Below are 12,755 nucleotides of genomic sequence, written 5' to 3' on the forward strand. Positions count from 1 at the left end.
TATTTGCAAATTTCAAAGGAAGAGTGACTTGTTCATGAATAAAACAAAAATTCTCATCATCGAGGACGACGAACCTATCGCTGATTTACTGTCTTATGGACTGAATGCAGAAGGCTTTCAGACTTGCATCGCGACAAGCGGAGCCGCAGGAATGAGGCATTTGGATCAATTCAAACCCAATCTTCTTCTTCTTGACTGGATGTTACCAGATTGTAGCGGTTTAGATTTATGTAAAATGGTGACGGAAAAATATAATATACCCATTCTTATGATCACAGCAAAATCAGATATTACAGACAAAGTACTAGGTTTGGAATTTGGCGCTGATGATTATATTACAAAGCCATTTGATGTCCGTGAGATGTAGCCAGAATTCGGACGATCCTTCGACGGCTTGATCATCTAGCAAAATCAAGCGAGCAAGTGGCTGAAGATGATAAGAAGGTCATACAAGTTAACCATCTCACGATAGTACGAGATGAAAGGCTCGTAAAGAAAGAAGGAAAAACAGTCGAATTAACACCTAAAGAGTTTGATTTGCTTATAACATTAATTGATTCCAGGGGGAAAATTTATAGACGTTCAGAATTATTAGATTTAGTTTGGGGGTATGACTTTGCAGGAGATACACGAACGGTCGATACCCACATTCAACGACTCCGCAAAAAACTGAACGCAGGAGATTTGATTAAAACTGTATTTGGTGTTGGCTACAAGTTCGAGAAACAGGAGGAATAAAGAAATGCTGAGAACGATCAAAGCAAAGTTTTTACTCGGCTTTTTTCTAATTTTTATCCTTTCTTTTCTCGTGCTTAATCATACTGTAAAGGAAACGATCTGGTCCAATAATCAGAAGATCGTTACCTCAGACCTGGTAGATTTAAAGAAAAATAGTACCGTGTATGTTCGTCAGGCATTTTTAATTAATCAGTATTCAATTAGTGAATTTTATTTCATGGATATGGCTGATGAAATGGTTAATGATTTAACTCATGCCACAGGCAGTGAGGTTAGTGTCTATACAGTGGATGGTGTTTTGTTGTCTTCTTCAGAGGAGACTTTGTTTTCTGGAAAAAGGGATGACGATCTTAAACAGGCTATTGCAGGTGAATCTGCTTATCATATTACCTATAAGCAGGATCAGGCTGAGATCCGTTTCTCTTATCCGGTAATCATTGACGGTACAAAAGTAGGTATATTACGGTTTGCAAAAGATTTCAATCTCCTCTATCAACAAAGTAGCGGGATTTTGAATTTTATTTTCTACATCGCCCTTCTTATCTTTGGTGTAGCGTTCCTCTTTTCCTACATTCTCTCTGGACATATTACGAAACCAATCATTAAACTGACTGAAGCCTCCTCCGAAATAAAAAAAGGCAATTTAGATGTTGATATCCATTTTAACAGACAGGATGAGATTGGGCGGCTAGCAGAAAATTTCAATGATATGATCAACAAAATAAGGGATCAGATATCAACGATTGAAAGAGACAGGGATCAGCTAAAGGAGCTTAATGAACAGGAAAAACGGTTTTTTGATAATATCACTCACGAGCTTAAAACACCGCTGACGTCTATTATCGGATATGCCAAAATGATTAAAGAAAAAGGGGATGCAGATCATAAATTTTTCAACAAAGGAATGAACCATATTGTAGAAGAAAGTCAGCGGCTTCACGATTTGGTCATTAAGCTTCTTGAAGTATCCAGAAGAACCTCTTTCAGCCATTCATTTGAACGAGTTGACGCTGGTGAAATTTTAAGGGATGTATGCGAATCAATGGCTTTCCGGGCTGAGAGATATAAGAAGTATATAGATTGTGAAATTGAAAACAACTTGTACATGTCCGGTCAGCCGGACCGATTAAGACAACTTTTTATAAATCTCATAGACAATGCGATTAAATACAGTTCATCCTTTTCAAGTATATTGGTTAAAGCCGGTATCGCCGAAGACAGTATCCATTTTCGGTTCAAAAATCCAAGTACGCCACTTGAAACTGACCAGTATTCAAAGCTTTTTCAGCCTTTTTACGCGGGAACTCATAAAATCACTGAGGAAGGAAGCGTGGGCCTCGGTCTGAGCATTGTAAAAACAATTGTTGATGAACATGGAGGAACAATTACAATCTCCAACACGGATGAACATATTGTCGTCAATGTCGAGTTCGCTTATATGGAGGAGAATTCATCATGAAACAGAGACATCTTATAGTACTCTTCTTTCTCGTCATAATGGCTTCCGGGTGTTATGGAGGAAGATCAGAAACGATAATTATTCCAGATTTAGAAGAAAAAGATGCAGAAGAGTCACATAGCCAACTTTTTCAAGTGAAAACAATTTATTCGTTACCAAGCTTAACTCAGCTGTTTGGCTGGTCCTTTTCCGATTCCGTCGTTGGTGTTTTTAGAGAAGACGAGTCTTCAGAGTCATTACAAAATGACCTCTACTCTCTCTCCGCTCCCTATGAAAAACCTGAGCTTCTAAAAGAGATTGACGAAAACACGTTCAATCTAGCAATGTCGCCCGATGGAAAGAAGATGGTTGGATTAACCGTGGATTCGGTGAGAGCCTCCTTAAATTTGTTTTCACTGACTAACGGAAATAAAACAGAAATAAGGGATTTTGAACTTAACAACCGTGGTTATTTCCAAGACGTTGCATGGTCTAATAATAGTCGGTATGTGAGCTATCTGATGATAGGTGGTAAAGACCGTAATCACGCTACCATTGGGATATATGACACAGCCTCTGGTACTCATCGCAAATATTCTTTAGATGGGGTGGAGTATGAATCCCTTACAGGAGTTACCATCTCTGATAATGGAAAAGGTTTGTTGATCACCAGCTGGCCGCACGCTCGTCAGGAATTTAATATTTTCATGGGAAAGATTACTGAAAGCGGCATTACTATTCAATATAAGAACCAAATAGGCGGCGGGAAGCCTGTATGGCTAACAAATGACCAGTTCATGTTTATTGGCCAAGGGGAAACATTATACGAATATGATCACCGTAATGGAGAGCTTTCCTCTTTGCTCGAAAAAGTAGCCACTTTCAAATTATCGAACGACCGAAAAAAAATAGCTTATTCCTTGTATGATAATGACACAATTTATGCCGGAAGATTACAAGGGAAAAACATCATCTATCAGGAGCCCGTCTACCAGGGAATCATTCCAATCGACATGTATTGGAGTCCAACTAGCAACAACCTTCTTATCTATGGTCGAAAGCAAACCTCCTCCATTCAAGGTCCAAGCTCAGCAGCACCAATTATCCACAGCAGTGACCAGGCTTATATTGTCGAATTTTAGCCAGTCTTCAGTGTGTCAAAAGGAGTTTTCTATTGGCACACTCCCTTATCAAATCAATCACCATTCTAAGTATCCTTCCTTCACTTTCGCTTTTTTACTACCTCCAAAAGATGCCGTTATTCTGCTCACTATTATCTTGTGACATTTTGTTTACAAGTAGGTCAAACTTCTATGATAACTTTACTTTATAGTAAAGGATATTCGAATTTAGCAGATTTTGTCTGATTTTGGTTTGCCTGAATTGCTAACCGGTCAAAGAAGTTTAGGAGTGAGAGAATGTTAAGAACGTACAAGTTAAACAAGAAAGGAAAACTAGCCGCATCAATTTTAGCTTTACTGATGCTGTATATATGTTTTTCATTAGGGGCAATGGTAATTGGCCAGAAGCAGGAAGCAACAGACAAGAATCACATCGTGCATGAAGCGGCATCCTATGAAGAAAAAACCCCATTTTTGAAAAGTAGTCAAATAATCGAAAACAATTCAAGGGAAGAAGAAAGCGCCGATACTAGCATTTCACAGGAGTCGGAAAAAGTTGTCTATTTAACATTTGATGATGGACCCCATCCAACCATTTCAGAGGAAATTGTAAACTTGCTCAATCGTTACGATGCAAAAGCAACCTTTTTTATGCTAAAACCTAACATCGAAAATAACTCAACGATCGTAAGAAAGATGGTCGAAAGCGGTCACGCCGTCGGTGCTCACGGGATCACTCATGATGTAGCGCAAGTCTATAAATCTCCTGAAGACTTCGCGAGAGAAATGAATGAGACGCTTGATTCAATTAGAGAAATAACGGACCAAGAAACACGTTTAATAAGAGCTCCTTTTGGTTCATTTCCTTACATTACAGACCCTTTCAAGGCAGTAATTGAGCGTGAACAACATATTCTGTGGGATTGGAATATTGATTCAGAGGATTGGAAGCTGACTAATGGTGAATTCGTTGAACATGTAATCAACCAAGTAAACAACATTTCCAAAAAGCCGTTGGTCGTGTTGATGCATGAGAAATCAACTACTATGGCCCATTTAGAAAAACTGCTCTCGTATTTTCAGGATAATGGGTATGAGATGAAGGCAATCGATGAAGCAGTGAAACCTGTACAATTCTTTTAACATTAAGAACAATACGATTTCGAAAAATAGTAGCAGTTTTATACTAGAATTAAAGGTGGTAGTATACGTGAGTACTTCCGTATCAAAAGGTAAAAAATGGAGAAAGAATGTAATATGGGGAATTTTACTACTGGCTGTTGCAGGCGTTATATATATTTCTTATTTTCTAATTACGATATATGGAGCAACAAAAGAAGCCTATGTAGAGTTAGAGCGTCCAGAGGGAAATTCTGAGCTTAGAGAAGAAGCAGTGACAGTCGGCAGTGAGGACCCAATATCTATTTTATTAATGGGAGTGGATGATTACGATCCGAGTGGTCATAATGGTCGTGCAGATTCACTAATAGTTGTAACGTTAAACCCGAATACCAAACAAATAACAATGACAACGATCCCAAGAGATACTAGGGTGGAATTTTCAACAGAAGAGGCCGGCCCCTATGCAGGCTTTCATAAAATAAATGCCGCGTACATGTATGGTTCTATGTTTGACCATGGGGGTCATAAACTTACCGTTGAAAAAGTAGAAAAATTGCTTGATATACCGATTGACGAATATGTCGCTGTTAATTTTGATGGATTTAAAGATATTGTCAATGTATTGGGCGGCGTAACCGTCGATATTAAGGAACCGTTCTGGGAAAAGAATTTCTATTCAGTTGATGAAGAACGAATTTATTTCACAAAAGGGAAGAAGAAATTAGATGGTGAGGAAGCTTTGGCCTTCGTTCGAATGAGGAAACGTGAAGTGAATAATGTCTATTCGCGTGAAGAAAGGCAACGGCAATTTATTAAGGCGAGCATTGACGAAGTAATTTCAACAAATACGCTCTTTAAAATTGGCGAAATTGCAAATATTTTAGGAGAGAACATTAAGACGAGCCTGAGCCCGATGGAAATTTTCCGTTTACAGCAGACATATGCCTCAATCAATACTTCCACTATAAAAACGTTTAAGATTGATGGTGAAGATCAACGAGTAAATAATATTTACTATTTCATACCGACAGAGGAAGGGTTATCCAATACGTCTCAACGGCTAAAAGAGGAACTGGAATTAGGCGAGCAGGAAAAAATCAATAACGAAATAGAATGGGATTAATTGAATAGGTGTTATTTTAAAAACATGATCCCGATTTTATCCGTTTTTCCTGAGATAAATCGGGATTTTTAGCTGCTGTCCTCAATCCTATATTGAACGCCGCAATATAAAATAAATATTTAGCGGAATCTTTTATTATAATGTTAGGTGTTATGAAAGAAAGGGGATGTCACACACATGAATGATTATTATGCACATGACTTTATTAAGGAATTAGAAAAGCAGCGAAATGAGCAGAATGTGGAAAAAATGAAACGATTTTTCAAAAGCTCTGATCCTGATACATTATGTTTGGGGCTTAACATGCGCACGGTTTTTCAGTTAGCAAAACAGTTCATCGGTATGCCTTTGTCTGAGATCGAGAAGGTCTTGGAAAGTCCTTATTATGAAGTAAGGATGGGGGCTGTCAGTATTATGGATTACCAAGCTAAACAAAAAAAGCTTTCAAATGATGAACGAAAGGCATTATTTGATTTGTATATTCGCAGACATGAACGAATTAATAATTGGGATTTTGTAGATCGCTCTGCTCCTTCAGTGGTCGGAATCTATCTTCTCGATAAACCAAGAGATATTTTATATGAATTGGCGCACTCTAAGAACTTATGGGAACGTAGAACAGCTATTGTCAGTACATATGCATTTATTAAAAAGGGAGAGATAGAAGATACGTTTAAAATAGCTGAGCTCCTTATCAATGATCAAGAAGAGTTGATCCAGAAAGCTGTAGGAAGCTGGATTCGTGAAGCTGGTAAAAAGAATAATCATGCATTAAAACATTTTTTGGACAAACATGCGGCGACTATGCCCAGAGTAACATTAAGGTATGCGATTGAAAAGTTTGACAAGGAGACGCGAGATTTTTATTTAGCTTTAGGTAAGTAAACAAGCTAAGCAATACTGGCCCAGTCATCCCGGTATGGAGCCAGAATCAACCCGGATTTTCCTGACCTCGGTTATAGCGCGTGCTCGTTTCATTGAAGCCCTCGTCACGGCACAAGCCGATCAAGGCAGCAGCCAGTATGATTGGCTAAACAGGAGCGATGAAGGAAATTAGACCCAATTTCAAGAAGGGTTTTTTTGATAGAGAAGCGAATTAATTTAAGGAACGTTTATCTTATTGTGAGGAGTGGGGACAGTACGATGATTATGACAACTACTACCATCGTCGAAGGAAGACCGGTTAGTTCGTATTTGGGGATCGTCACGAGTGAAATTATTTTAGGGGCTAACGTCGTTAGGGATTTCTTTGCGTCAATCACGGATATTGTTGGAGGAAGAAGCGGGGCGTACGAAAGCAAGCTGCAAGAAGGGAGAGAGGAAGCTTTAAGAGAGTTGGAGAATAAGGCAAGACGTATGGGTGCCGAAGCGGTAATCGGGATTGACCTAGACTTCGAGACATTACGAGATGGCATGATGATGATTGTCGCTACAGGTACTGCTGTCAAATTATCATAGGCGCGCTCCATTACTAACATAGTGGCAAAAACAGAATAGTGAGAGCCAGAAAAGTTTTGTTGGCCCTGATTCGATGAAGAAGAAAAAACCGGATTTTATATTATAAAATCTCTTTGAACATATGATCATTCAGTCTGTTCCTACAAAGGGTTCACTATTCCTTCCTATGTGCTGAACAAATTGTTGAAATTCCATACACATTTTATGAAAGATGATGACATTTGTGTCTCTCCGCTATACAAACAGAATCATTGTAAATCCCCTTCAATTGAATTGGACCGTCTTCTCAGAATGGAAAGGCAGAATCAGAATCTAAAAACAAAAGAATCAATATTTAACATTTAAAAGGCAACCGTAACCCTGTTGGACGGCTCTCTCCGCTCAACAGGGTTAATGGTATGAAATACAAAAAGGTCATAAACAAATAATTTGAAAGTGACAGCAAAAAGTGGAATATGAGCGGGAAGAGAACAAAATAGCCAAATGCTCTTTCCTAGCACGGGTCGGTTTTTAGCAGGTCCTGAAGTTCATTGTCTTTTCGAATCAGTTAGGGTATGGTAGATTTTAATTTTTTTACAACAAGCCGTTAGCAAGCGCGTCCGAGTTTTCATAAAATATCGAGATTCCAAAAATTTTGGAAGAAATCAACTTTCGAGTAAAGGAGGGAATCAATGGTTACAAACCGCATAACAAATACAAGTTTTGAAGCGGACACGTTATCACCCTGGGTTTCACTAAATGGGACAATCATAAATAATGAAAGTCATTCAGGGTTTCGCGCAGTCCAATTAAGCGGAGGAATGACAAACTCATTTGTTTACCAAACTGTTCCTGTTTCTCCTGGTGAAAGCTTTGAGCTTATTGTCTCACTTGCCAAAGTAGGAGACATGCCGGCACCGCCCATGACATTGGCGATTAATTACTACGACAATGCTTTCAATTTTATGGATTATGGCATCATCACTCATGTAGATGTCGACAGAATACCGAATGTCGAAAACGATACTTGGATTGAAGTCTATCAAACCAGTTTGCCGGCGCCAGCAGGAGCGGCACAAGCCTTAATTCTCATTAACACATTACCCGCGGAAGGCTCAGCAGATGTAATCGTAGATGACATTTCGTTACTGACAGGTACTGGGAACGGCATTGGAGTTACGGGACCAACCGGACCTCAAGGTCCGCAGGGAATTCAAGGACCTGCCGGGCCAACTGGTGTTCCCGGAGTTACAGGACCTGCCGGACCAGCGGGTATCACCGGACCTATGGGCGCTACTGGACCGCCTGGGATAGCAGGGGTCACTGGGCCTGCCGGCACCACAGGTGTTACCGGACCGCCTGGTATTACCGGGGTCACTGGAGTTACAGGGGCCACGGGTGCGCCAGGACCAGCTGGAATGACGGGAGTTACTGGAATAACTGGGGCTACCGGAGTAACTGGAGTGACGGGAATTATCGGACCTACGGGAGTCACGGGCGCGACAGGCGTTACAGGAGCGACAGGAATGACGGGACCGACGGGGGCCACCGGACCAGCTGGAGTGACGGGGATAACAGGAGCTACCGGAGTTACGGTGCCTACGGGAGTCACCGGACCAACAGGAGCCACTGGAGTTACTGGAGTCACAGGAATTACCGGACCAACAGGAGCTACTGGTCCAACTGGTGTTACGGGCGCGACAGGGGCTACCGGACCGGCAGGAGCGGGTGGAGGATTAATTACCTTCGCTTCAGGTGATACCGTATCACTTACTACTAACAGTACAGGGGAATCCGCCACTGTTTTGGCTTCAGGGTTTGGCAACTTTAGCCCTTCTATGACCGTTACAGGAGGAACTACTTTCAGTTTTCCATCAGGCGAGGCTTTTTCCTTTGTCATGCCATTTGATGCTACTGTTGATAGTATATATATGTCTGTAACGAATCTGGCCTTTACTCCACCTTCGGGTCAACAGATTTTCCCATATGTTGCTTTAGCCACTGCACCTTCAGGCAGCAACACATTCACCATACTTCCTGAGACACAAACTTTTGTCACTACGCCATACATGGGGGGGACAGCTTATCCGGCAAATACAATTTTAGCTGGTGAGCTAACTGGAATTGGTGAAACCATCCCTGCTGGCACAAGAGTTGCGATCGTTTGCGGTTTTGAAACGACCGGGTCTCCACTCGCAGCTTCTTATCTCTTTTATTATACAGGCGGGATTTCCTTAAGTTAAATCCAGCCTGCTAAAAAAGTCTCTGCAATTATGCGGAGACTTCTTTTATGAGCCTTACCAGACTTTAACGATTGCCCATTTTATTTGCAGAAGGAAATAAACGTAAAGAAAAGAAGTATACAAAGTGAAAAATATGGTGGTCCGCTATGAAATTCAAAAACGTCATATTAATAACTGCCCTATGTGTGGTTCTCGTAATCGGGGCTGGAGTTTTGTTTGAACCATCTCCCAAAGTAGGGAGATTGATGAAGCGACCGCTGCCGTAGAAGCCGGATCAGTCGGGATTGATAGTAACGGAATCGTCACCATTCATTATCAGGGCAAGAAATTTATCACAACGGTGGAAGAGCTCGACGCACATGATGGAACATATACGATGACAGATGAAAACGAAAATCCAATCATGATGGCAATCATTGATCCTGACAATCTGGACCAGCTTAGGTTTGAACATTTTACTGAATGATTTCAAAAAGGAAGGGAAGGGATTCTTTGAGTTCTTATCCAAAATTGCCGCTTACTGCAGCAGAAAAAGCAACATTGAAAAAAGAAAAAGTGAAAAGATGCGATATCCATAGTTTTCGCCCTGATCAACTGGCTAATCTGCTACATATTCCTGTTGAACGAGCAAAAACGTTAAAAGGCCTGGCTGAATTTCAAACGGTACCGTCGATTGGTCCCAAATTAGCTGAAAAGCTATTGTATCAATTAAACATCTTTTCCTTATATGAAATTAAAGATAAAAACGGAGCTGAACTTTTCGATGAGTTAGAACAGCACTTAGGAGTATGGACGGACGCTTGTGTCGAGGATCAATTACGTTGCGTAATTCACTACGCGAACCATCCGAATAGTCAGAAGCAATGGTTTGATTTCACTGAGCAACGAAAGAAGGAGCGGGACATAACAGGCTATCCGACCAACCGCCCGCAAACAGCCTGGTATAAGTAGACGATCAGGCTCTGATGTTGTTTATCCCAAAAGTTGGGTCCCAAAAGGAACAAAGGGACTCAGCTTTTTTGTCAGCCAGGAATGGACGCAAACAATAATAAGGCAAATGTCATCACGATAACAATAACAGTTCCTACCTCTCCTAAAACGATGAGAAAAGGCCATCATTTAAAGAACCGCAAAGTCGCTTTAGCTGTTTCGGCCGGGATCAGGAAAGCTGATTATAGCGAGGAGGGGAGATATCGTTATACGCTCGAGCAGCTGTTGATTCCATTTGAAACGACATTCTTTTATTGCCAGGCTGATTACCGGTCCGTCTATGCATTTTACGGAACTGAGCACGCACCGGGAGCAACTGAGGAAGAAGAATTGAAGCCTAAACGTGACACCCTTAGCCGAAGCGCAAACGAATATCTTGCTTTCATTGAAGGAATGGTGAAATAAAAAACATGGATGATTTTTCTTAAGTGATTGTGATACACTAAGTTTACCAGTTTAGTTAATCCGTCTGTGCAGAAGAAAGGAGTATCCAGTTATGAAGAAAAGATCGCTTAAAGAATTATCCTCCGGTTATGGATACTCCACTGCTGTTTTCTTTTAGAAATCTCTTCAAGGGTGAAGTGTGTCTAAAAAGAGGTCGCTGGAGAAGCAGCAGAATTTTTCTAAAGACGGGAGAATATCAATGGATAACAATAAAATCACGCGAAAAAACCCGGCCAATATGCCGGAACCGGTCGGCAATTACACACATATTACAAAAATTCCAAGAGGCGCGGAATTATTCGTGACATCCGGGCAAGTCGGTGTCGATCAAAACGGACAATTCCCTGACAAAATGAATGAACAAATCCAGCATACCTTTGCCAACATTCGAAAAGTCTTGGCAGCGGAAGGATTGAGCTCGAAAGATATTATTAAAGTGAATATTTGGGCGGTAGAGCCGATTGATTGGGATTTCCTCTATTCAGAGTGGGAACAGCTGTTTAGCAGCGAATATCCGGCGATGACGGTAGCCTATATTACGGCGTTAGGGCTGCCTGAAATTAAGATAGAAATCGAAATATGGGCAGCTAAAGCTTAAACGACAGCCACACTTCATCCAAACATGGAACCTTTCTATTTTAAGGGTTCCATGTTTTTTTCTCCCCATTCACACATCATATCGAGAATCGGGAGAAGCGAGCGGCCGCGCTCAGATAATGAATATTCAACCTTTGGCGGAATATGTGGGAATTCTTCCCGCCTAATCAGGACATCTGCTTCCAATTCTTTTAGCATGACGCTCAGTGTTTTGAACGAAATCGTTTCGATCTTGCGCTGTAACTCATTGAATCTCATAACTTTATTTTCCGCCAGCCAGTACAAAATCACCATTTTATATTTGCCGCCTATTAAAGACAATGTATAACCAAACCCGGTTTTCTTTATCTCCACACGTGATGGCACACAGGTTTCTATCGTTTCATTTTTCATCTAAATCCGCTCCTTCGGGAAGTTCTGCTATTAATTTAACTATTGAATTGCCAGCTGTGATTATTCTTTCTTTTGTTTAAACTTGTGTATAGGATGATTATTGAAGGACAAAAAAGGGGAGAGGCATGTAATCATGAACGAACAAATGTCAGAAATAGATGCTCTTTATCAAACATATCAACCATTTCTCTTTTCTATTGCCTATCGGATGCTTGGAACGATTACCGATGCTGAGGATGTCGTACAGGACTTATTTTTGAACTTCACACCAGATCTTACTCAAATTAATGACATGAAAGCATACCTTGCCAAAATGATCACAAACCGTTGTTTAAATTTCCTGAATTCCGCCAGGTACAAAAGAGAAATATATACAGGACCCTGGCTTCCCGAACCCCAGGTACATTCAACAGAGCACCCTTTGGATAAAATAATCAACGATGAAGCTGTCTCTTATGCGTTTCTCGTTATAATGGAGCAGCTCTCACCGGCAGAACGAGCAATCTTTATTTTTAGAGAAGCACTATGTTACAGCTATAAGGAAATTGCTGAAGTTATCGGAAAATCTGAAGCAAACTGCCGAAAAATCCACAGCCGGGCAAAAAAGAAATTAGCAGGTCAATGGCCCCTTTCCACCGGCAAAGCCGAAAAGCATAATCATCTTGTCAAAACATTTATCAAGGCTTCAACGACCGGAGAGATGTCTGAGCTGATCGAGGCTCTGTCAGAAGATGTAATAGTCGTAACTGATGGGGGCGGCAAAGTTACTTCTGCATTGAACCCGATATACAGCAAAACAAATGTCGCTGCCTTTTTATTGGGCATTAGCAAAAAAGGTGCTTTCAAAGGAAAGCTTATGCCTGTGAAAGTCAATGACCGTCCAGGTATACTTCAAATCATCGATGGTGAGCCCAGTCATGTAATCAGTTTTACTTTGGATAAAAACGAGAAATATATTGAAAGAATTTATATTGTACTCAACCCTGATAAATTAAGTCATATTGCTATTTCCGGGTTGTCATAAAGGGGCTGGGACAAAAGGTTGCTTTTTTACCTTTTTCCCAGCCCCTAAGCTATGAGTGGAGCCGCCACGATCTTTAAAAGCCCGA

The 12,755-nt window shown here is 40.8% G+C and carries 11 protein-coding genes and 2 pseudogenes; 12 read left to right on the forward strand and 1 reads right to left on the reverse strand.

The annotated features are described in order from the left end of the window. The first annotated feature begins 34 nt into the window (after positions 1–34). The 11 genes and pseudogenes from ABMB67_RS01610 (at position 35) to ABMB67_RS01660 (ending at position 11,254) form a co-directional block, all read left to right on the forward strand. A pseudogene (locus tag ABMB67_RS01610) lies at positions 35–738 on the forward strand (response regulator transcription factor). 4 nt (positions 739–742) lie between these two features. Continuing rightward, positions 743–2,197 (forward strand): HAMP domain-containing sensor histidine kinase, encoded by a 1,455-nt coding sequence (locus ABMB67_RS01615; RefSeq protein ID WP_354570907.1) that lies wholly within the window; start codon positions 743–745, stop codon positions 2,195–2,197. Next, the gene (locus ABMB67_RS01620) at positions 2,194–3,318 is read left to right on the forward strand and encodes a WD40 repeat domain-containing protein (protein WP_354570908.1); all 1,125 of its coding nucleotides are present in this window, start codon (positions 2,194–2,196) and stop codon (positions 3,316–3,318) included. The genes ABMB67_RS01615 and ABMB67_RS01620 overlap by 4 nt, the downstream gene beginning before the upstream one ends. A 276-nt stretch (positions 3,319–3,594) precedes the next feature. Next, a complete protein-coding gene (locus ABMB67_RS01625; protein ID WP_251222643.1) occupies positions 3,595–4,440 on the forward strand; it encodes a polysaccharide deacetylase family protein in 846 nt (281 codons plus the stop codon). A 67-nt stretch (positions 4,441–4,507) separates the two neighbouring features. Continuing rightward, positions 4,508–5,542 (forward strand): LCP family protein, encoded by a 1,035-nt coding sequence (locus ABMB67_RS01630; protein ID WP_251222642.1) that lies wholly within the window; start codon positions 4,508–4,510, stop codon positions 5,540–5,542. A gap of 177 nt (positions 5,543–5,719) precedes the next feature. Beyond that, complete coding sequence (locus tag ABMB67_RS01635; RefSeq protein ID WP_251222641.1) at positions 5,720–6,427, forward strand: DNA alkylation repair protein; 708 nt, start codon at positions 5,720–5,722, stop codon at positions 6,425–6,427. A gap of 258 nt (positions 6,428–6,685) precedes the next feature. Continuing rightward, positions 6,686–7,000 carry a YbjQ family protein gene (locus ABMB67_RS01640; protein WP_251222640.1) on the forward strand — a complete coding sequence of 105 codons (315 nt, stop codon included), beginning with the start codon at positions 6,686–6,688 and terminating at the stop codon, positions 6,998–7,000. 671 nt (positions 7,001–7,671) lie between these two features. Continuing rightward, positions 7,672–9,222, forward strand: coding sequence for an NTTRR-F1 domain (locus tag ABMB67_RS01645; RefSeq protein ID WP_354570909.1), 1,551 nt, complete (start codon positions 7,672–7,674; stop codon positions 9,220–9,222). Positions 9,223–9,714: 492 nt separating this feature from the next. Beyond that, the gene (locus tag ABMB67_RS01650; RefSeq protein ID WP_251222244.1) at positions 9,715–10,173 is read left to right on the forward strand and encodes a helix-hairpin-helix domain-containing protein; all 459 of its coding nucleotides are present in this window, start codon (positions 9,715–9,717) and stop codon (positions 10,171–10,173) included. A 159-nt stretch (positions 10,174–10,332) separates the two neighbouring features. After that, positions 10,333–10,617: pseudogene (locus ABMB67_RS01655) on the forward strand (NAD(P)H-dependent oxidoreductase); the annotation flags it as partial. Between the two features lie 238 nt (positions 10,618–10,855). Continuing rightward, positions 10,856–11,254, forward strand: coding sequence for a RidA family protein (locus ABMB67_RS01660; protein ID WP_251222245.1), 399 nt, complete (start codon positions 10,856–10,858; stop codon positions 11,252–11,254). A 35-nt stretch (positions 11,255–11,289) separates the two neighbouring features. Here ABMB67_RS01660 and ABMB67_RS01665 read toward each other — a convergent pair whose 3' ends face one another. Then, positions 11,290–11,646 (reverse strand): winged helix-turn-helix transcriptional regulator, encoded by a 357-nt coding sequence (locus ABMB67_RS01665; RefSeq protein WP_354570910.1) that lies wholly within the window; start codon positions 11,644–11,646, stop codon positions 11,290–11,292. Positions 11,647–11,779: 133 nt separating this feature from the next. Here ABMB67_RS01665 and ABMB67_RS01670 point away from each other — a divergent pair, with 133 nt between their 5' ends. Next, positions 11,780–12,670 carry an RNA polymerase sigma-70 factor gene (locus tag ABMB67_RS01670; protein ID WP_251222247.1) on the forward strand — a complete coding sequence of 297 codons (891 nt, stop codon included), beginning with the start codon at positions 11,780–11,782 and terminating at the stop codon, positions 12,668–12,670. Positions 12,671–12,755: the final 85 nt, after the last annotated feature.

This window comes from Halalkalibacter oceani (genome assembly GCF_040544555.1).
Lineage (GTDB): Bacteria > Bacillota > Bacilli > Bacillales > Bacillaceae_D > Halalkalibacter > Halalkalibacter oceani.

Coding starts and splice junctions, on each gene's coding strand:
- ABMB67_RS01645 (WP_354570909.1), top strand. CDS start 7,672: ATGGTTACAAACCGCATAACAAATACAAGTTTTGAAGCGGACACGTTA.
- ABMB67_RS01615 (WP_354570907.1), top strand. CDS start 743: ATGCTGAGAACGATCAAAGCAAAGTTTTTACTCGGCTTTTTTCTAATT.
- ABMB67_RS01625 (WP_251222643.1), top strand. CDS start 3,595: ATGTTAAGAACGTACAAGTTAAACAAGAAAGGAAAACTAGCCGCATCA.
- ABMB67_RS01620 (WP_354570908.1), top strand. CDS start 2,194: ATGAAACAGAGACATCTTATAGTACTCTTCTTTCTCGTCATAATGGCT.
- ABMB67_RS01670 (WP_251222247.1), top strand. CDS start 11,780: ATGAACGAACAAATGTCAGAAATAGATGCTCTTTATCAAACATATCAA.
- ABMB67_RS01665 (WP_354570910.1), bottom strand. CDS start 11,646: ATGAAAAATGAAACGATAGAAACCTGTGTGCCATCACGTGTGGAGATA.
- ABMB67_RS01640 (WP_251222640.1), top strand. CDS start 6,686: ATGATTATGACAACTACTACCATCGTCGAAGGAAGACCGGTTAGTTCG.
- ABMB67_RS01660 (WP_251222245.1), top strand. CDS start 10,856: ATGGATAACAATAAAATCACGCGAAAAAACCCGGCCAATATGCCGGAA.
- ABMB67_RS01635 (WP_251222641.1), top strand. CDS start 5,720: ATGAATGATTATTATGCACATGACTTTATTAAGGAATTAGAAAAGCAG.